20 protein-coding genes are annotated in these 19,652 nt (G+C 60.8%); 14 read left to right on the top strand and 6 right to left on the bottom strand.

Annotated elements, in window-relative coordinates; genetic code table 11:
- Positions 1-4 precede the first annotated feature (4 nt).
- From I6E56_RS08700 to I6E56_RS08685, 4 genes are read left to right on the top strand one after another with little or no spacing between them, the layout of a single operon-like run.
- On the top strand, positions 5-1,120 hold the full coding sequence (locus I6E56_RS08700) for a thiamine pyrophosphate-dependent dehydrogenase E1 component subunit alpha (RefSeq protein ID WP_197137393.1): 1,116 nt from the start codon (positions 5-7) through the stop codon (positions 1,118-1,120).
- Positions 1,120-2,097: an alpha-ketoacid dehydrogenase subunit beta gene (locus I6E56_RS08695; RefSeq protein WP_197137391.1), complete on the top strand. Its 978-nt coding sequence runs from the start codon at positions 1,120-1,122 to the stop codon at positions 2,095-2,097. The genes I6E56_RS08700 and I6E56_RS08695 overlap by 1 nt, the downstream gene beginning before the upstream one ends.
- 14 nt (positions 2,098-2,111) lie before the next feature.
- Positions 2,112-3,500, top strand: a complete 1,389-nt coding sequence (locus tag I6E56_RS08690; RefSeq protein WP_197137389.1) for a dihydrolipoamide acetyltransferase family protein — start codon at positions 2,112-2,114, stop codon at positions 3,498-3,500.
- 48 nt (positions 3,501-3,548) lie between these two features.
- A complete protein-coding gene (locus I6E56_RS08685) occupies positions 3,549-4,676 on the top strand; it encodes an AI-2E family transporter (protein ID WP_197137387.1) in 1,128 nt (375 codons plus the stop codon).
- Between the two features lie 17 nt (positions 4,677-4,693).
- Here I6E56_RS08685 and I6E56_RS08680 read toward each other — a convergent pair whose 3' ends face one another.
- Entirely contained in the window at positions 4,694-5,947 is a 1,254-nt protein-coding gene (locus tag I6E56_RS08680) for an FAD-binding protein (protein WP_197137386.1), read from the bottom strand.
- Positions 5,948-6,101: 154 nt separating this feature from the next.
- On the opposite strand from I6E56_RS08680, the gene I6E56_RS08675 reads away from it, so the two are divergent.
- From I6E56_RS08675 to I6E56_RS08635, 9 genes are all read left to right on the top strand, one after another.
- Entirely contained in the window at positions 6,102-7,076 is a 975-nt protein-coding gene (locus tag I6E56_RS08675; protein ID WP_197137384.1) for a metal ABC transporter solute-binding protein, Zn/Mn family, read from the top strand.
- On the top strand, positions 7,051-7,929 hold the full coding sequence (locus I6E56_RS08670) for a metal ABC transporter ATP-binding protein (RefSeq protein ID WP_231606291.1): 879 nt from the start codon (positions 7,051-7,053) through the stop codon (positions 7,927-7,929). The genes I6E56_RS08675 and I6E56_RS08670 overlap by 26 nt, the downstream gene beginning before the upstream one ends.
- Positions 7,926-8,834 (top strand): metal ABC transporter permease, encoded by a 909-nt coding sequence (locus I6E56_RS08665; protein ID WP_197137382.1) that lies wholly within the window; start codon positions 7,926-7,928, stop codon positions 8,832-8,834. Before I6E56_RS08670 ends, I6E56_RS08665 begins: the two co-directional genes overlap by 4 nt.
- Positions 8,835-8,848: 14 nt before the next feature.
- Complete coding sequence (locus I6E56_RS08660; RefSeq protein ID WP_197137380.1) at positions 8,849-9,232, top strand: Fur family transcriptional regulator; 384 nt, start codon at positions 8,849-8,851, stop codon at positions 9,230-9,232.
- Positions 9,233-9,393: 161 nt separating this feature from the next.
- Positions 9,394-9,630, top strand: coding sequence for a 50S ribosomal protein L28 (gene rpmB, locus I6E56_RS08655; protein ID WP_022885355.1), 237 nt, complete (start codon positions 9,394-9,396; stop codon positions 9,628-9,630).
- The gene (gene rpmG, locus I6E56_RS08650) at positions 9,630-9,797 is read left to right on the top strand and encodes a 50S ribosomal protein L33 (RefSeq protein ID WP_009773536.1); all 168 of its coding nucleotides are present in this window, start codon (positions 9,630-9,632) and stop codon (positions 9,795-9,797) included. The genes rpmB and rpmG overlap by 1 nt, the downstream gene beginning before the upstream one ends.
- A 2-nt stretch (positions 9,798-9,799) precedes the next feature.
- Positions 9,800-10,105: a 30S ribosomal protein S14 gene (rpsN, locus tag I6E56_RS08645; protein ID WP_197137378.1), complete on the top strand. Its 306-nt coding sequence runs from the start codon at positions 9,800-9,802 to the stop codon at positions 10,103-10,105.
- Between the two features lie 72 nt (positions 10,106-10,177).
- The gene (locus tag I6E56_RS08640) at positions 10,178-10,468 is read left to right on the top strand and encodes an HU family DNA-binding protein (protein ID WP_100387826.1); all 291 of its coding nucleotides are present in this window, start codon (positions 10,178-10,180) and stop codon (positions 10,466-10,468) included.
- A 133-nt stretch (positions 10,469-10,601) separates the two neighbouring features.
- Positions 10,602-12,563, top strand: coding sequence for a cytochrome c oxidase assembly protein (locus I6E56_RS08635; RefSeq protein ID WP_307842810.1), 1,962 nt, complete (start codon positions 10,602-10,604; stop codon positions 12,561-12,563).
- 10 nt (positions 12,564-12,573) lie between these two features.
- On the opposite strand, the gene thrC is transcribed toward I6E56_RS08635, so the two are convergent.
- Both thrC and I6E56_RS08625 read right to left on the bottom strand, forming a co-directional pair.
- Positions 12,574-14,007: a threonine synthase gene (gene thrC, locus I6E56_RS08630; RefSeq protein WP_197137376.1), complete on the bottom strand. Its 1,434-nt coding sequence runs from the start codon at positions 14,005-14,007 to the stop codon at positions 12,574-12,576.
- 51 nt (positions 14,008-14,058) lie between these two features.
- Positions 14,059-15,099 carry a hypothetical protein gene (locus I6E56_RS08625; protein ID WP_197137374.1) on the bottom strand — a complete coding sequence of 347 codons (1,041 nt, stop codon included), beginning with the start codon at positions 15,097-15,099 and terminating at the stop codon, positions 14,059-14,061.
- A gap of 95 nt (positions 15,100-15,194) precedes the next feature.
- On the opposite strand from I6E56_RS08625, the gene I6E56_RS08620 reads away from it, so the two are divergent.
- Positions 15,195-16,493 carry an ATP-dependent RecD-like DNA helicase gene (locus I6E56_RS08620; RefSeq protein ID WP_197137372.1) on the top strand — a complete coding sequence of 433 codons (1,299 nt, stop codon included), beginning with the start codon at positions 15,195-15,197 and terminating at the stop codon, positions 16,491-16,493.
- A gap of 28 nt (positions 16,494-16,521) precedes the next feature.
- On the opposite strand, the gene I6E56_RS08615 is transcribed toward I6E56_RS08620, so the two are convergent.
- From I6E56_RS08615 to I6E56_RS08605, 3 genes are all read right to left on the bottom strand, one after another.
- Positions 16,522-17,418, bottom strand: coding sequence for a carbohydrate ABC transporter permease (locus I6E56_RS08615; protein WP_231606290.1), 897 nt, complete (start codon positions 17,416-17,418; stop codon positions 16,522-16,524).
- The gene (locus I6E56_RS08610; protein WP_197137370.1) at positions 17,415-18,296 is read right to left on the bottom strand and encodes a carbohydrate ABC transporter permease; all 882 of its coding nucleotides are present in this window, start codon (positions 18,294-18,296) and stop codon (positions 17,415-17,417) included. Before I6E56_RS08610 ends, I6E56_RS08615 begins: the two co-directional genes overlap by 4 nt.
- A gap of 85 nt (positions 18,297-18,381) precedes the next feature.
- Positions 18,382-19,650 (bottom strand): ABC transporter substrate-binding protein, encoded by a 1,269-nt coding sequence (locus tag I6E56_RS08605; RefSeq protein WP_197137368.1) that lies wholly within the window; start codon positions 19,648-19,650, stop codon positions 18,382-18,384.
- Between the last annotated feature and the right edge of the window lie 2 nt (positions 19,651-19,652).

The following is a 19,652-nucleotide window of genomic DNA, read 5'->3' as shown; positions in this document are numbered from 1 at the left end:
TCGAATGTCTTATACCGCCGCGACGGTTCAGCTGCTCTCCCCCGAGGGCACGCTCGTTCACAGCGATGCCAGCGAACAGTACCTCCCGTATGTCGACAAGCTCAGTGATGACGCTCTTCAGGAATTTCACCGCCACATGGTGGTGATGCGCCGCTTCGATATTGAGGCAGCGAACCTGCAACGTCAGGGCCAGCTTGCCCTCTGGGTTCCGAGCCACGGCCAAGAGGCTGCTCAGGTCGGTTCGGCGCTCGCCGCCAAACCCCAAGACCACCTGTTCCCCTCCTATCGGGAACACGTCATTGCGCTCATGCGCGGCGTTGACCCGATCACGATCCTGTCGATGTTCCGCGGCCTCAGCCACGGTGGCTGGGATCCTAAGGAGCACGACAACTTCCACCTCTACACGCTCGTGATCGGTTCGCAGACGCTGCACGCCACCGGTTATGCCATGGGCATGAACCTCGAAGGTCGTGCTGGCACAGGCAACCCCGACACCGATGCGGCCGTCATGGTCTACTTCGGCGACGGCTCAACGAGCCAGGGTGACGTGAGCGAAGCAATGGTCTTCGCCGCCAGCTACCAAACCCCGCAAGTCTTCTTCTTGCAAAACAATCACTGGGCTATCTCGGTTCCCGTCTCACGCCAGTCGCGCACGCCGCTCTATCTGCGCGGCGAAGGTTTCGGCATCCCGAGCGTTCAAATCGACGGCAACGACGTTCTCGCGAGCTTCGCCGTGAGCAAAGCCAACCTGGATGCCGCGCGTGCCGGCGAAGGCCCCCGCTTCATTGAGGCCCTCACCTATCGCATGGGTGCCCACACCACGAGCGATGATCCCTCGAAATACCGCGCCAACAGCGAACTCGAGTTCTGGGCTCAACGTGACCCCATCACCCGCTTCGACACCTACCTGCGGGGCCGCGGCGCGAGCCAAGCCTTCTTTGACGAAATCGCGGCTGAGGGCGACGACCTCGCTGCCGACATCCGCAAGCGCATCACCGAGTTGCCGGTGCCGGCCAGCTCGACGATGTTCGACAATGTCTACTCAGACCCGCATCCGCTGATGGATGAACAGCGCACAGCGCTCGCCGACTTCGAGGCATCGTTTGAGGAGGGCAACTAATGACTGAAACGATGACGATGGCTAAGGCTCTCAACGAGGGCATGCGTGCCGCGATGGCTGCTGACGGCAAAGTCCTGTTGATGGGCGAAGACATTGGGCCGCTCGGCGGAGTTTTTCGGGTAACCGAAGGACTGCAAGCTGAGTTCGGCGAAAATCGCGTTCTTGACACTCCTCTCGCGGAGTCCGGAATCGTGGGTACCGCGATCGGGCTTGCCATGAGCGGATTCCGCCCCGTGTGCGAAATCCAGTTCGACGGTTTCATTTTTCCCGGCTTCGACCAGATCACTTCCCAACTGGCAAAGCTGACCGCGCGCCACGAAGGCACGCTTCAGATGCCTGTCGTGATTCGTGTTCCTTACGGCGGACACATTGGTGCGGTCGAGCATCACCAGGAAAGCCCAGAAGCGTACTTCGCGCACACTGCCGGGTTGCGTCTGCTCAGCCCCGCTACGCCTCACGATGCTTACTGGATGATTCAAGAAGCCATCACGAGCAACGACCCCGTGATGTTCTTCGAGCCCAAGTCGCGCTACTGGCAGAAGGGCGAGGTTGACCGCGAATCGGCCGGCATCGCCACTCACTCCAGCCGGGTAGTGCGTGAGGGCACCGAAGTGACGCTCGTCGGTCACGGAGCGATCGTGTCGATGCTGCTGCAAGCAGCAGAGCTCGCCGCCGAGGAAGGCACGAGTGTCGAGGTCGTTGACCTTCGATCGCTCTCCCCCATCGACTACGACCCGATTGTGGCATCCGCCCAAAAAACGGGCCGCGTTGTTGTTGTTCAAGAGGCACCCGGGAATGTGAGCGTGGGCTCGGAGGTTGCGGCTACCGTGGCAGAGCGTGCGTTCTACTCACTCGAAGCACCTGTGCTGCGCGTGAGCGGTTACGACGCCCCATTCCCTCCTGCCAAGCTGGAATCCGTGTACTTGCCTAGTGTTGACCGCATCTTGGATGCTGTTGACCGGGCATTGGCCTACTGACGAAGGAGGCCCCCGTGGCCGTATCTGAATTTCCTCTCCCCGATGTGGGCGAGGGGCTTACTGAAGCCGAGATCGTCTCTTGGAAGGTTGCGCCCGGCGACGAAATCGTCGTGAACCAGGTTCTGGTAGAGATCGAGACGGCTAAGTCGCTCGTCGAACTCCCCTCGCCTTTTGCCGGCACCGTGCAGAAGCTGCTGGTCGAGGAGGGGTCGACTGTTGAGGTCGGCACTCCGATCATCAGCGTGCAGTCCGTTGGCGGCTCAGTTGAGTTGACCGCACCCGGTTCCGGTGAAGACGAAAGCCACGGGATGATGTCCGACGTTGGTGCAGAAAGCAGCGCAGCGGATGACGCTGCCGCTGCTGTCGCTGACACGGCATCCACTATCGCTAACGACGATGACAAGCCCGGGGCTGTGCTCGTGGGCTATGGCACAGGCGGGCATGTCAGCTCGCGTCGTCGCAAGGGTGGGCAGCCGGCGAAGGCTGGCGCTGCCGCCGCCGCAGCGAAGCCTCGCCCGGCATCCGTGCCCGCGTCATTCGCCAGCCCGATCATCGCGAAGCCCCCGATCCGCAAGCTCGCCAAAGACCTGGGTGTTGAACTCGCCGAGGTCGTCGCGACAGGGTTGGCCGGCGAAACCACGCGCGAAGACGTGATTCGTCATGCTTCGCAGGCGAGCGTGTTCCGCAACATCGAGACTCCCGAGTGGGGCGACGAGCGCGAAGAGCGCATTCCCGTGAAGGGCGTGCGTAAGGCCATCGCCAAGGCCATGGTGCACAGCGCGTTCACGGCGCCGCACGTGAGCGTCTTCACTGACGTGGATGCCACGCGAACCATGGAGTTCGTAAAGCGACTCAAGAACTCCACCGACTTTGCAGGCGTACGAGTGAGCCCGCTACTGATCATGGCCAAGGCTGTGAGCTGGGCTGTGCGCCGCAACCCGACGGTGAACTCAAGCTGGACCGATAAAGAGATCATCGTTCACCACTACGTGAATCTGGGTATTGCTGCCGCTACGCCGCGCGGCCTCATCGTGCCGAACGTTAAAGACGTTCAAGAGTTGAGCCTGCTCGAGCTCGCGAAATCTCTCGAACAGCTCACTATCACCGCGCGTGATGGCAAGACGCAGCCCGCCGAAATGTCGAACGGCACGATCACGATCACCAACATCGGTTCGTACGGCATGGACACCGGCACGCCCATCATCAACCCGGGCGAGGCCGCGATTGTGGCTCTGGGTTCGATCAAGCAGAAGCCGTGGGTTGTCGACGGCGAAGTGCGGGCACGTTACGTTACGACGGTCAGTGCGAGCTTCGACCACCGCATTGTCGATGGGGATGTCGCGAGCCGTTTCGTTGCCGATCTTGCGAGTGTGCTGGAAGAGCCTGCTCTGCTGCTCGACTAGGTCGCGGGGCTCTACCGATTTCGGTACAACGGTAGGTAGTGTGGCGGAATGATCTTCAAGAAGAAATCGTCTGCCGCTCAAGCGGTATCCAGTTCCCACCGTCTGGGACTGCGCGAATTGTGGACCGATCGTTTGGGTTCTTGGTCGATCCGGTCTCTGCAGGTGTTGTTGCTCCTGACGCTTATTTCGGTGACGGTTTTCGCGCTCACGCAGCTCAAGCTCGTGGTCATTCCAGTGCTTATCGCGTTGATCCTTGCCGCGGCTGCTAGCCCGCTGGTGGTGTGGATGCGCCGCCACGGTGTCGGTCGCGCACTGTCGGCGTGGGTCACCTTGCTCGGCGGCATCCTCGTGCTTGGCGGACTAATCACCGCGATCGTGTTCGCTGTGCAGGATCAGTGGTCTGACTTGTCAGACTCGGCCGTTGAAGGGTTCGAGCAACTCAAGAGTTTCGCGCTCGACGGACCGTTCCCGATTGATCAGGACGCCCTCGATGAGGCGTGGAACGCGGTTGTCGACTTCGTTACGAGTGCGACCTTCGGCCTTGGTGCGATCCAGGGAGTCTCCGCGGCCGCTCAGGTCGTGACCGGAATTCTGCTTGGCGCTGTGATCCTGTTCTTCTTCCTCAAAGATGGCGACCGCATCTGGGAGTTCTTCCTTCGCCCCATGACCGGCGAGCGTCGTGATCGTGGGCACCGCATCGGCCACACAGCGGTTCGCACGCTCGGTGGTTACGTTCGCGGAACCGCGACGGTGGCCGCTGTCGACGCGTTCGGTATCGGTATCGGACTGCTGATTTTGCAGGTGCCGCTCGCGCTGCCTCTCGCCGTAATCGTCTTTCTCGGCGCGTTCATTCCGCTCGTGGGAGCCACCGTCGCGGGCATCTTGGCCGCCGTTGTCGCCCTAGTCACGAATGGCTGGGTTGTCGCGTTAATTGTTCTGGGAATCGTGGTGCTCGTGAACCAGCTGGAGGGCAACTTCCTGCAACCCGTAGTGATGGCGCAGTCCCTGAGCATTCACCCGCTGGTAATCTTGGTGGCGTTGACCGCCGGAACGATCCTCGGCGGCATCGTCGGAGCCGTGCTCGCTGTGCCGATCGCTGCCGTGGGCTGGGCGATTCTGAAGACGTGGAACGAAAACGGAGAGAAGCCAGCTCCTGCTGGCAAGAAGCTCAAGTAAAAACTGCGAGCTCTGAGCTAGCGGGATCCCAGTTTTTGCTCGAGGAACGAGTTCCAGAACTTTCCCTCGGGGTCATATTCGCGCTGAAGGGCGCGGAAATCGGCCGCGCGCGGAAAGCGCTCGTGCACAACTTCGGCGCCAAAGTGGAAGAGCTTTCCCCAGTGTTGCCGTGGTGCGTAAGGGGCGAGAGCTGTCTCGATCACCGGGAGCAGCGCTGCGACCTCAGCCGGATGCTTGGCCCAAGTGAAGCCGATGCAGAGCACGTCGCGCTCGTAGGCGGGGCTCATCCAGAGCGAGTCAGCCGCTGCAGAACGGATCTCGGAGATCAGCAGGTGCGGCGATATCTGGCTGCCAAGCGTGCGCAGCACCTCCAAGGCCTGCACCGCATGCTCTCGCGATACGTAGTACTCGGTTTGGAGTTCATCGCCGCCATTGGATGGCTCTCCGTCGAGTCGAAAGTGCGGCATCCGCTCTGACCACGGGCCGGAAACGCTCGCCCGCTGGTTTACGTGCTCGGAGGGCCCTTCGTCGGAGTCGTCGTACCAGGCACCGCCAAACAGCGTGGATGCCAAGTCTGGTTCCCCACCGTCGGCTAACCGAGTCTTCAACCAAATCTGCGCGACGGTGGGGCTCGCAAAGTCGGCCAGAAGGCTCACGCTGTAGGCGCTAGCCAGCACCTCGTCGAGGTTGTCCAGCACGGTTTCCCACGGCGCGAAACGGTACACGTCTTGGCGAACTCGGTAGCTGGGCTCGATGCCGAGGGTCAGCCGGGTGATGATGCCGAAGGCGCCAAGGCCCACGGCGATGGCGGGCAAATGCTCGCTAGTGCGGTCAACGTGCACGAGGGAGCCATCCGCGGTGACGAGATCGACGGCGGCGACGGCGGTGGAGAGGATGCCGTTGTGATCGCCGGAACCGTGAGTGCCGGTGGCCGTGGCCCCCGCTACCGAAATGTGCGGCAGCGACCCGGTGTTGTGGAGGGCGAAACCGTGCTTTTCGAGTTCGTTGATGAGGATTCCGTAGCTGGTGCCGCCCGACACGCTCACGGTCATCGCAGACGGATCGATCGTGATCGCCGGGTCGAACTGAGAGAGCGAGATGAGCGCTCCGGGGGTATCGGCGATGTCGGTGAAGGAGTGTCGAGTGCCCAGCGCCCGAACGCGGGGCCAGTGGGCTACCAGCTCTTGCACGTCAGCAACCGTGGTCGGGTGCAGGATTGCTTCGGCGCCGTAGGTGAGGTTGCCTGCCCAGTTTGTGGTGGCGGTTGACATGGCGGTCCTTTCGGTTGCGGCGAATTGCACGCCACGATTGAGGTTATCGGCGAGACACGGATGTTGCCTGATTGGTCGACAGCGCTTCATCGTGTACTCTATTGATAACGAATCTCATTACCACGACTGGCTTCGGCCTTAGAAGGACATTCTGATGTCTCGCTTCACCACTTTCCGACCACGCGCCCTTACCGCCGGCGCCGTGCTTGCCGTTTCCGCTCTCACCCTTGCCGGGTGCTCGACGGAGGCTCCTGTTGAGGAGGATGGCACGATCTCTGTCGTTGCCTCCACCATCGTCTACGGCGACCTTGTCTCCACTCTCGGCGGCGACGCCGTGACGGTCACGAGCCTTATCGACAGCGCAGCGCAAGACCCCCACAGCTACGAAGCTTCGGCGCGCGACCAGCTCGCCGTCTCTGAGGCAGAACTCGTGATCGTGAACGGCGGCGGCTACGACCCCTTCGCGGAAGCGCTCTACGAAGCTGCCGGAGCAGGCGCCATTCTTGTGACCGCGGTTGATGAGTCGGGCCTTCTCGATGATGAAGACCATGCCGACGAAGAAACCGATGACGATCACAGCACGGATGACGGCCACGACCACATCGAGGGCTTCAACGAGCACGTCTGGTACAGCTTCCATGCCATGGAGCACATCGCCGAGCACGTCACCGAGGAGCTGACTTCGCTCAGCCCCGACGACGCCGACATGTTTGACACCAACCTTGCCGGTTACCTCTCTGACCTTGCGGATCTTGAGGCCCAGGCTGACACGATCGCCGAAACTGCGGAGGGCCGGGGGGTAGCTATTACTGAACCTGTCGCCGTCTACCTGCTTCAAGCGGTCGGCCTGCACAATGACACCCCGAGCGATTTCACTGAGGCGATCGAGGAAGGCACCGATGTGCCGCCGTCGGCACTTCTTGAGGTGCTCGCGCTGGTAGAAGATGACCACGTCGCGCTCTTGGCCTACAACGACCAGACGTCGAGCCCCGAAACGGAACGCGTGCGTGACGCCGCTGTCGAGGCGGGACTTCCGGTGGTGTCGTTCACCGAGACGCTGCCCGAGGGGTCAGACTATGTCGAATGGATGACGTCAAACCTCGATGCTCTCGCGGAGGCCCTTGCTTAATGAGCAGGGCAACCGCGTGACGAGCGCCCCAGCAGTTGCCGTAAACGGCACTGCACCTGAAACACCCGTGCTGAGCATCCGTAATGGGGTGCTCGGCTTTGGGTCGCGCACGCTCTGGTCTGGGCTCAATCTCGATGTTGCGCCTGGCGAGTTTGTCGCGGTGCTTGGCTCGAATGGTTCCGGTAAGTCGAGTTTGCTGAAGACGATTCTGGGCCAGCAGAAGCTGGATTCGGGCACGATCTCGGTGAACGGGCATCCGGTTCACCGCGGGGATCGCTGCATTGGCTACATTCCACAGCAGAAACTTGCCGCCCCTGGAACTCCCCTGCGTGGTCGCGATCTCGTGACGCTCGGGGTGAATGGTCACCGCTTTGGGGTGCCAACGCTCCCCCACAGCGTGCGTGTTCGCGTCGATGAACTGATCGCTGACGTCGGTGCGACCGACTACGCGGGCCAGCCCCTCGGTTCGCTGTCTGGCGGCGAGCAGCAACGTTTGCGGGTCGCTCAGTCTCTTGCGGCCGATCCAGTCTTGTTGCTGTGCGACGAACCGCTACTGAGCCTCGACCTGCAGCACCAGCGCGGGGTTTCCGAGCTCATCGATCGTCGTCGCCGGGAGCACGACACCGCGGTCATTTTTGTGACGCACGACGTTAACCCGATTTTAAGTATGGTCGACCGCATCCTGTATCTGGCCGGCGGAAAGTTCATGATCGGCACGCCAGATGAGGTGCTTCGCAGCGAGGTCCTCACTGAGCTCTACGGCACTCCCGTTGAGGTCGTGCGCGTGGGCGGCCGCGTCATTGTGGCCGGCACCCCTCACGGCGACCACCACCATGAGGAGGAGATCGCGTGACTTTCGCAGATTTCTGGGCCCAAGTCGTCAATTTCAGTGACTATGGCGCGCTGCTGAACCTCGTGCGGTTCTCTCTCGTCGCAGCGGCGGTGCTCGGAATCGCTGGCGGGCTCATTGGTGTTTTCGTCATGCAGCGCGACATGGCATTTGCGGTGCACGGCATCAGCGAACTCTCCTTCGCGGGAGCCGCCGCCGCCCTGCTGTTCGGTGCCAATGTGGTGGCCGGTTCAATTGCAGGCTCGCTCGTTGCAGCGATTCTGATCGGGATGCTCGGGGCGAAGGCTCGCGATCGAAATTCGATTATTGGTGTGCTCATGCCGTTTGGGATGGGCCTTGGCATCCTGTTTCTGGCGCTCTACACCGGACGCAGTGCCAACAAGTTTGGGCTCCTCACCGGCCAAATCATTTCGGTCGATAGCGAGCAATTGGGCCTGCTGATCGTGATCAGTGTTGTCGTGCTGGCGGCGTTGTTCGTCGTCTGGCGCCCGCTGACCTTCGACAGTCTCGACCCTGAGGTTGCTGCGGCCCGCGGTGTTCCTTCGCGGATGCTCTCGCTCGGGTTCATGGTGCTGCTCGGCCTCATGGTGGCTGTCGCAGTGCAAATCATCGGCGCATTACTCGTGATGGCATTGCTCGTGACGCCGGCTGCGGCCGCGATGCAGGTTTCGTCGTCGCCGCGCCTGGTTCCTGTGCTCAGCATGATCTTCGGCTTTGTTTCAGCAACCGGCGGCGTTCTGTTAGCGATCGGTGGCTCGTTGCCGATTAGTCCGTACATTACGACGATTTCGTTCCTGATTTACCTGGTCTGCCGGGTGATCGGCGCGCGCCGCGCTCGTGGGGGTCGCCGCAGCGTGGGCCGCGCATCCGGAGCTGAACTGATCACAGCTACCCCGGCGGGGAAATAGTTAGAGTGGTCACTATGAAGCGCAACACTTGGCAGCGAGAAGCGGTAAGGAATGCTCTGACCCAGTCAGAGGGTTTCGTGAGCGCGCAGTCGTTGCACACAGCGCTGCGCGAAGCGGGCAGTTCGATTGGCCTCGCGACTGTCTATCGCGCCCTGGCAGACCTCGCGGGAGAAGGGGACGCCGATTCGCTCCAGCAAGATGGCGAGAGCCTCTTTCGGGCCTGTACGCCCGACTCGCACCACCACCATTTGATCTGCCGCGAGTGCGGAACAACCGTGGAAATCAAGGCGGATGCCGTAGAGCAGTGGGCCAAAAATGTGGCCGCAGAACACGGCTTTACCGATCCGCATCACATTGTTGACGTTTTCGGCTTGTGCCCGGCGTGCTCTAGCACGTAACATATACCGTTGATCGAGCGGTATCTTCCGCTCTCGTACACACATCCCACCCTGATCGAATTCGTGTGAAAACACGGGTGTGAGAAGAATGCAGTGTGTGTGCCGACAAGTGATCTTGGGTAAGGCTTTGTCCTTACGGTAACTAGAACAGGAGTATCACCATGGCAGCAACCTGCCAAGTGACCGGCGCCATTCCCGGCTTCGGACACAACATCTCGCACTCGCACCGTCGCACCAAGCGTCGTTTCGACCCGAACATCCAGAAGAAGACGTACTACGTACCGTCGCTTCGCCGCAACGTAACGCTTCAGCTGTCCGCAAAGGGCATCAAGGTAATTGACGCTCGTGGCATCGAATCCGTTGTCAAGGACCTCCTTGCACGTGGGGAGAAAATCTAATGGCAAAGGCACAGGACGTACGTCCGATCATCAAGCTCCGTTCAACTGCTGGAACGGGCTACACCTATGTGACGCGCAAGAACCGTCGCAACAACCCCGACCGCCTCGTACTCAAGAAGTACGACCCGGTGGTTCGCAAGCACGTTGAATTCCGCGAGGAGCGCTAAACATGGCTAAGAAGAGCAAGATTGCAAAGAACGAACAGCGCAAAGTTATCGTTGCGCGTTACGCCGAGCGTCGTCTCGAGCTGAAGAAGGCTCTCGTCGACATCAACGGAACTGACGAGTCACGCGAGGCTGCACGCCTCGGACTTCAGAAGCTCCCCCGCGATGCTTCGCCGATCCGCGTACGCGGTCGCGACGCCATTGACGGACGTCCCCGTGGATACCTCAAGCAGTTCGGTGTTTCCCGTGTTCGCTTCCGTGAAATGGCTCACCGGGGCGAGTTGCCCGGAATTACCAAGTCAAGCTGGTAGATTCCAAGCGGTTCCGACGTTTTCTAACGTTTCGGAACAACTAACTGCACTACGTCCGAGGAGGACCACCTTATGGCTGACAAGTCGCTAAACCGTACTGAATTCGTAGCGGCGGTTGCCGCAGAGTCTGGCCAGAGCCAGGCTGCCGTTTCCGGCGTCGTTGACGCATTCTTCTCCGTACTCTCGAAGTCGGTCGGTGAAGGAACCAAGGTTTCGATCCCCGGATGGATGGCTGCAGAGCGCACCTTCCGCGAGGCTCGCACCGGCCGCAACCCGCAGACGGGTGAAGCTATCGAGATCAAGGCCAGCCACGGCGTAAAGCTCAGCGCAGGCAGCAAGCTCAAGGCAGCAGCCAAGGGCTAAGTAGCAACTTTAAAAGGGCGACATCCTTCGGGATGTCGCCCTTTTTGTTTTTCCTGCGCCTTTCGGCCAGGAGGGCGCTCGCTTGGGTCCCCGGCCGGGCAAACTCCCGTTTAACCGCGAGTACTCTTGAGGGGTGCTAAGAATCAGCCGGATCGCCGGACCCGCCCTGCTGATCCTTGTTGCAGCCATTGCGGTTGTTGCCGGTCTCCAGTTCGGAGATGGTGCCGCGGTTCCGATCCTCCTTGACCCTGGTGCTGTCGTGCGCTGGGGGCTGCCGATTGCCAAGCTCTTCGTGAACCTCGGGCTTGCGGCGACCATCGGCGGGCTCATGATCGCTGTCTTTGCCATGAGCCCCAAGCGCGACGAGTTCAACATCACACTCGACTTTGCCGCCGCCGGTGCGGCCGTGTGGGCTGTGGCATCCGCCGTTACGGGGTTTTTCACCTTTTTGGCGGTCCGCAACCAGCCCATTGACCTCTCCAGCGCCTTTGGCGACGTTCTCGCAAGCTTTCTTACCTCGACCGAACTGGGTCAAGCCTGGCTAGCCACAGTGCTTATAGCGGCCGTTGTGACCGTTCTCTGCTTCGCCGTGCGCAACCTGAGCGGCCTCGTCTTCGTGCTCGTGCTCTCGGTGGCGGGGCTTATCCCCATGGCGTTGCAGGGTCACAGCGGCGGAACCGCCGACCACGACGCCGCCACCAGCGCCATCTTCCTCCACCTCGTCTTTGCCGCCCTCTGGCTCGGCGGACTTCTCGCGATCGCCATCGCCCGCCCCACGCTCACTCGAGACCGCCTGAGTCTCGTGCTGCGCCGCTACTCGACCATCGCACTCGTGAGCTTCATTGTGGTGGCCGCCTCCGGCTATGTGAGTGCAGAAATTCGCGTTGAGAACTTGGCGAACCTGCTGTCGCCCTACGGCATCCTCGTGCTCGTCAAGGTGTTTGCCCTCATTGTCTTGGGCCTCTTTGGCGCTGTGTACCGCAACTATGCAATCGGCCGCCTCGAAGCCAGCCCCCGCAAAGAACGCGGATGGTTCTGGTGGATTGTCACCGCTGAGCTCGCATTCATGGGTCTGGCCTCCGGCGCCGCCGCCGCCCTAGCCGCGACGCCGACGCCCGTTCCAGAGATCGTGGCAGCAGACTTGCCCGACTCCTCCGCCGCGGCCTACCTCACCGGCTCCCCGCTGCCTCCGACCGTTTCTGCCAGCAACCTTTTCACGCTGTGGAGCTTCGACCTCATCTGGGTGCTGATCTGCGCCTTCGCGATCTTCTTCTACCTCGCCGGCGTGTGGCGCCTCCACAAACGCGGCGATAAGTGGCCGATCTACCGCACCGTGTTCTGGGTGCTGGGAATGCTGCTGCTGTTCTACATCACCAATGGTGGGGTCAACGTGTACGAGGGCTACCTGTTCTCGATGCACATGCTTGGGCACATGACGCTCGGCATGATGATTCCGGTGCTGCTCGTGCCGGGAGCACCCGTCACGCTCGCGATGCGAGCGATCGCCAAACGAACTGACGGCAGCCGTGGAGCCCGTGAGTGGATTCTGCTGATCGTGCACTCGCGCTATCTGGCCGTCATCGGGCATCCGGTTGTCGCAGCGCTCATTTTCGTTGTCTCGCTGTGGGTTTTCTACTACACACCGCTGTTCCGTTGGGCTTCCACCGACCATGTCGGCCACGAGTGGATGATCATCCACTTCTTGGCCTCTGGTTACCTGTTCGTGCAGTCGCTCATCGGAATTGACCCATCGCCACACCGAACCGCGTTCCCGATCCGCCTGCTCATCTTGCTCGCCACCATGGCTTTCCACGCCTTCTTCGGCTTAGGCCTCATGACGGGCACCGGACTGCTACTCGCCGACTGGTACGGCGCGATGGGCTGGGACAACGGAGTGACCGCGCTTCAAGACCAACGCATCGGCGGCGGAATAGCCTGGAGCGTTGGCGAGATCCCCACCATCGCGCTCGCCATCTCCGTGGCGATCATGTGGTCGCGTAGCGATCGTCGGGCATCCGTGCGTTACGACCGCAAGGCGGACCGTGACGGGGATGCCGAACTCGACGCCTACAACGAGATGCTCGCTAAGCGCTAGACGCTCCCGGTTAGGAACGTGAGTGCAGGGCGTGCTCCGCGATGTACGCGCGCAATTCGTTCGGATCCGCAGGCATATCAATCTGGTGCTGCGGAAGGTCGAGCATCGTGCGGTGGGCATCGTCGGTAGTGGGAATGCTGCCAAGCGCCTCAGCGATAACGTCGGGGAACTTCGCCGGCTTTGCCGTCTCCAAGACCAGCATCGGAATACCGGGCTCAACGTGGGCCTGGGCCACAGTGACACCGTCGGCGGTGTGTGGATCCAGCATCACCTGCGTGCTTTCGAAGACTGACCGGATTGTGTTGATGCGATCCTGGTGGGTGCTCGTGCCGCTCACGATGCCGAACTCTTCGCGGAACCGCGACTGCTGCGAGGTGAGGTCGACAAAACCGTCGTCGCCGAGTTGCTGCCAGAGGGCGCGAAGTCGTTCTCCGTCGTTGCCGAGTAGGTCGAAGATGAAACGCTCCAGGTTGGATGCTTTAGAGACATCCATGGACGGGCTCGACGTTGCGAGCGTGTTTTCCGCGTTTCTGGGGCGGTAAATACCGGTCCTGAAAAAGTCATCGAGGACATTGTTTTCGTTTGTCGCTACGACAAGCTTGCGAATGGGAAGGCCCATCATCCGCGCATAGTGACCCGAAAGTACGTTGCCAAAGTTGCCGGACGGCACAGAAAAAGAGACCTCGAAGTGAGCCCGCTCAGGCGCGTCTACGCCATCGGTGACGCGCAGCCAGGACCAGAAGTAATAGACGATCTGTGCGGAGATTCGTCCAAAGTTAATGGAGTTCATCGCGCCCAAATTGTGCGCCTGCTTAAACTCAGGATCATTCAACAGTTCTTTGACGAGCTCTTGGCAATCGTCAAAAACACCGTCGACCACAAGGTTGTGGATGTTCGGCTCCTGCAGCGAATACATCTGCGCCCGCTGAAACTCGCTCATGCGACCGAGGGGCGACAGCATGAAAGCGCTGAGCCGTTCCCGGCCGCGGATTGCATACTCGGCGGCCGAACCAGTGTCACCAGAAGTCGCACCAAGAATGTTGAGCACGCCATCAGATTTCGTGAGAGCGAAATCGAGTGCCTCGCCAAGGAATTGCATGGCAATGTCCTTGAAGGCAAGAGTTGGACCCTCTGACAAACCGACAAGCGTCAGACCGTCACCGAGAGCGGTGACCGGCACAATCTCACTCGACGAAAACTTGGCCGGATCGTAGGCGGCACGGCAAATACGCGCGAGATCGTCTTCTGCAATGTCGTTCGCGAATAGGCCAATGACCGCGGTCGCAAGCTCAGCAAAGTTCAGATCGCGCCACGACTCGAGCAGGGCGGAATCGACCTGAGGAAGGGGTCCAGGAACGGCCAACCCGCCGTCGCTCGCAAGACCTTCGAGGATGACATCGGTGTACGAGCCGAGGGCGTGGCCCCGCGTAGAGGAGTACTGCAACCGGTCCTACCTTTCGTGACGCTGAGGCATCAGTTTATCGGCTGGAGGCGACTAGTACTGCGGCGTGATGGTCAACTGGTCCTCCGGCGCGAAGGTGACGAGGTAACTCGCCGCAAAGCTGACGTCTTTGTCGAAGGTGGAAACCGAGCCGTCGAAAATGGAGCGGACATCGACAGTGAGGTGCGCTGCGCCATCCGTTGCCGGCATGAGCCAGCTGCCAGCCTCGGAGCCGGGCACAAGCGAAACTTCGGGATAGCTCGCCATGCTCCATTCGGGAGTGGTGACGATGCGGTTAGCCATGGGCTGGCCGAACGGGCAACCGGTCGGCAACAGTACGACCTGGGTGGCGCACTCATCGAGCGCGGCGTCCACTTCGCGCTGCACTTGGGCAACCATGGCCTGATTCGCCACAACTTCTAGGCGAGCGCGAACAGTGCCGCCGGGTTCTGTCGCGGCCACCGTGATCGGGTCAGCAGTGAGGAACGTAGAAGAGTGGCTGATTTCGAAGCTGCTCGGCGTCAACACCACGTACGGTGCGGGAACGTCTTGCGCTGGCGTGACGAACTCGGAACCGTTGGCGCTGAACTCTTGAGTGTTGGCCACGGTGATGCGCACGATCGTGAGCGGCGCTGTCACGAACTTCCAGTCGGCAAAGACGCCGAAACGGCTTCCGTCACGCTGCACGGTGAACGTCGTTTCGGTGGTATCGCCATCGAGTTCGAAAACGAAAGTGACCGTTTCGGAGCCGTCGGCGTTGACCTCACGAGAGACAAGATCGACATCGTCGATGGTGCTGAGGGCCGAAGGGCGCAAGAGGTCGTGCGAGCCGGCCAACAGGATGGAGCCGGCACCGGTGGTGTCGATGGGCGTCGCGCCCGAGCCATCGTCGGAGGAAGCCCCAAGGTCTTCGGCTAGTTCAATGTCCGCGATTTGCAGAGCGGATGCCATGTCGTGTCGAGCGAGGGCGGCGAGATAGCTGCGCACATAGCCACTCGAACTGAACAGGGTCGCGTTAACGATCAGCACCGTCGTGATGAAGGCAGCGATGATCAGCCCGAGCACGATAGACCAGGTAACAAGCTCGCGACGCATTCACACATCCTAAACCGCCGAGATGCGAGATAGACGAACCACAGATTGTGGCGCGCGGGCACTGCAGCGGTAGATAGCAGCATTAGGGTGATTGGGTGTCCGAAATAACCCTCTCGCCCGAGCAAGCAGCCGTCTTTGCTGCGATCGAGACGACGCGCGAAAATCTCTTCGTAACGGGGCGTGCAGGCACGGGTAAATCGACACTGCTCAATCACCTCGCACACAACACGTCGAAGCAGATTGTGATCTGCGCTCCGACCGGTGTTGCGGCGCTCAATGTGGGTGGCCAGACCATCCATTCGCTATTCCGGTTGCCGATCGGGGTCATCGCGGATCACGAGCTCGAACAGACCGATCAGTTGCGCAAACTGCTCAACACCATCGAAACCCTCGTGATCGATGAAGTTTCGATGGTCAACGCTGACCTTCTCGACGCGATTGACCGCAGTCTTCGGCAGGCTCGCCAACGCAAGAAAGAGCCCTTTGGTGGCGTGCAGGTCGTGTTGTTTGGCGATCCGTACCAACTCGCCCCTGTTCCGGGTGATCCCGATGAGCGTGCCTACTTTGAAGACCGTTACGAGTCGATCTGGTTCTTTGACGCTCTCGTGTGGCAACAGACCGACCTGACGATCTACGAACTCACGAGCATCCATCGCCAGCATGAGGATGAGTTCAAATACATGCTCAATGCCGTGCGCCATAACGGCGTCACCGCCGAAATCGCAGGCCGCCTCAACGAGGTCGGCGCACGCCCGGCGCCCAACGACGGAACGATCACGCTGGCGACCACGAACAGCACCGTCACGCGAATCAACGCGACAGCGCTCGCGCGACTCCCCGGTCGGGTGCTGACGGCGAAGGCCGAGATTTCGGGAGAGTTCGGCGGTCGCGCCTACCCCGCCGATGAATCACTCGAACTCAAGGTGGGCGCGCAAGTCATGTTCTTGCGCAACGACACTCAAGAGGGCGGCACTCAGCGCTGGGTCAATGGCAGCGTCGGCACCGTCACGAAGATCGCTGACACCGTTTGGGTCGAAGTGGATGGGCGCGACTACGAAGTGAAGCCCGTCGCGTGGGAGAAGTTCAAATACTCCTACTCCGCCCGCACCAAGGCGCTTCGCAAAGATGTCGTTGCCGAGTTCACCCAGTTTCCGCTGCGGTTGGCCTGGGCGGTCACGATCCACAAGTCGCAGGGCAAGACCTACGACAGCGCGATAGTGGATCTCGGTCCACGCTCTTTCGCTCCTGGCCAGACCTATGTTGCTCTGAGCCGCATCAGCAGGCTTGAAGGGCTCTACCTCACGCGACCTCTTCGCCCGAGTGACATCATCGTTGACGAGAACGTGGTGCGCTTCATGTCGCGCGCCCAGCCCATTCCCGCTATTCAGGCCTGACGGTCAAGCAGCACTCCCCTGCTGCGCCCTACTTCACGCTGCCGGCCGTGATTCCCTCGACGATCTGCTTGTTGAAGACGATGTAGATCACGATCATGGGCAAAGTGACGATCGACAGCGCCGAGAAGAGCAAGCCATAGTCGGTTACATACCGACTGGAGAATGCAAGGAGTCCGGTCGGGATTGTTTTGAGCGCGTCATCCTGAATGTAGAGCAGGGCGAGCAAGAACTCGTTCCAGCTCGCGAGTGCCGAAAAGATCGCGACGGTGGCAAGCCCCGGGCGCAGCAGCGGCAGTGCGATCGAGCCGAAGATGCGAAGGTCACTAGCGCCATCGATGCGGGCGGCCTCGAATAGTTCGCCGGGCACGGCATCGAGATAGACCTTGAGCAGGTAGACCGCGAGCGGCAAGCCCATCGCGGTATACGGGATGATGAGTGCCCACCGCGTATCGGTAATGGCGAGTTGGGTGAACATGGTGGACTGGGCGATGAAGTACGACTGCAGGGGAAGCAGCAAGCCGAGAGCCAGTAACCCCATCAGAAGGTTACGGCCTCGGAAGCGGTAGCGGCTGAACGAGAACGCCGCAGCAGCACCGAGCAGCAGGATGGCGAACACCGAAGCGCCCGTGACGATCACACTGTTCAGGGCGTACTGCCCGATGTGGCCGACTTCAAACGCCTCGACCCAGCGGCCAAAGTCGATCTCGGTCGGGAGGGCAAACGGAGTCGCGAAGATCGCAGAGTTCGACTTGAAACTGGAGAACACCATCCAGAGCATCGGGAAGAAGAAGACGACGGCGATGAGAATGAGCGCGCCGGTGAAGAGAACATCAGCGATGCGCAGAGGCGCCGGCTTGCGCATACCGCGACCAGTCCTCGACGCGGGTGCGGGCGCTGACGATGAGTTGCGAGTCTGAATACTCATGAGCGCACCTCCTCTGGCTTCTCGCGATTGACTCTCGTGAAGATCAAGCCAAGCCCCACGACGACGACGGTCAGCACGACGGCCATAGCTGATCCGTAGCCAACATTCTGGAAAGTGAATACAGACTTCACGAGATAGGTGGTTGGGATTTCGGTGGCACCGTACGGGCCACCGTTCGTCATAACGTAGAACAGGTCGAAGCCTTGAAAACCGCCGGTGATGCAGAGCAAGAGCGCGACCGTGATCGCGTTGCGGATCATCGGAACCTTGATGCGGCGGAACAGCTGCCATTCGCCAGCACCATCGAGGCGAGCGGCCTCAATGACCTCCGTGGGAACCTGGTTGAACGCGGCGTAGAAGATGGTCATGTAGAAACCGGCATATACCCAGCCAGAGACAACGCTCACAGCGATTAACGCGGTCGAAGTGTCGCCGAGCCAGACCCGTTGGAGGTCTTCGAGCCCCAACGATTGAAGGGCGGCATTGAGCAGACCGAAATCGTTGTTGTAGACGAACGCCCAGAGCACCGCCACAACAACCATGGGAAGCATGACGGGAGTGAAGATGGCGACCCGGAACCAGAGAGAACCGCGCTGGCGCACGCTCACGAGCCCCGCGAGCACGAGCCCGACTATAACTTCAAGCACGATCGTGATGGCAATGTAGATAAGTACGTGCAGGAAGGATTCCCGGAACAGCACGTCTTGGGCTGCCTTGACATAGTTGTCGATACCGACAAAGACCATGGCCCCGTAGCCGTTCCACTCCGTGAAGCTATAGGCAAACGTCATGACGACGGGGAACAGTACGGCGAACCCGAAGACGCCCATTGCCGGCACCAAGAACAGATACGGGGTGACCGCGCGGTTCGGCTTCATTCGGAGATCCTTCGAAAAGAGTGCTGGTCGTCCACCTTCGGGTGATGGACGACCAGCACGTCATGCAGGCTAACGGGTCAGAGTGTTAGCCCAATTTTTGATCGATGCCGGCAACGGCATCCGCGGGGGAGGTTTGGCCACCCAGGACTTCGGCAAGGGCTGCATAGAGCGCATTTGCGGTCTCGAGGTCGTAGCCGTTGTCGGGCGGGAGCACGATGGCCGGAGCGGTCTCGAGCAGTGCGGTGAGCGACGCGGTGCGCGAGTCGATGTCTTCGCCCGATGCAGCCGACAAGGTCATCGGCGTGAGTTCGGCGCCGATGAACTGCTGAACGTTCTCGTCGCTATTGAGAAGAGCCAAGAACTCGGCAGCCTCATCCTGCTTGGTGCTCTTCGCGTTGACGACGTAACCGGTGACAACACCGATGACGCTCTCCTGGTTGCCCTCACCGGGCATTGCGGGCAGGTTCACGTAGTCGAAGTTGAGGTCGGGTGCCTCATCGATCGCCCAGCTCACGAGCCACGAACCGATAGCGTGCATCGCTGCCTGTCCCTGGAAGAAGAGTTGTGCGCCCTCGTTGTCATCAACCGCGTTGACGCTTTCGTTGACACAGTTGTGGGCGGCGAGCTCCTCGACATAACCGAAGGCCTCGATCCACTCGGGGGTGTTGAAGTCGGTGTCTCCCGCTAGCGCCGAGCTATAAGCGTCTTCCCCCACAACACGTGAGGTCAGGTGGGCGAGCCAGTTTCCGGCAGCCCACAGGTCTTTGTTGCCCGAGGCGATCGGGATGATTCCCTCGGCGTTGAGCGCGTCACAGGTGTCGAGCAGTTCTGCCCAGGTGGTGGGAGGCGTGAGTCCGGCATCCGCAAAGATGTCTTCGTTGTACCAGAGCACGTTGGTGACGTCTGCAGAGTGCGGCACCATGACAACCTCGTCGTCGACGGTGAGCGAGGTGAATACCTCGTCGTCGAAGAGCCCCGCGAGGGGGCCGGATTCCACCGCGTCCGTGAGATCGGCAGCGAAACCGTCAGCGGCACGCTGTTCCAATCGCGCGCCAGCCCATTCAAAGTAGATGTCAGGAGCGTTGCGGCCGTTGAGCAGGTTGGGAAGCCCGATGGTTTGGTACAGGTCGTCGTCTTGGTAGTTCATTTCGACGGTGACGTCGGGGTTGGCGGCTTCGTACTGTGCGGCTACGTCATCCCAGACGCGGATCTGGGCTTCTCCGGGGGACCCCATGGCGATGCGAAGAACATTGTCGTCGGAGCTGTCTCCGGCGGCGGAGCAACCGGTAAGGATCAGTGCTGTGGCGCTGAGGGCGGCGACAGCAGAGAGGGACTTCTTGCGTGTGACTGTCATGA

This window comes from Salinibacterium sp. NK8237, assembly GCF_015864955.1.
GTDB lineage: Bacteria > Actinomycetota > Actinomycetes > Actinomycetales > Microbacteriaceae > Rhodoglobus.
Note: the sequence above shows the minus strand (reverse complement) of the source record. Positions and strands in the feature narration are given on the sequence as shown.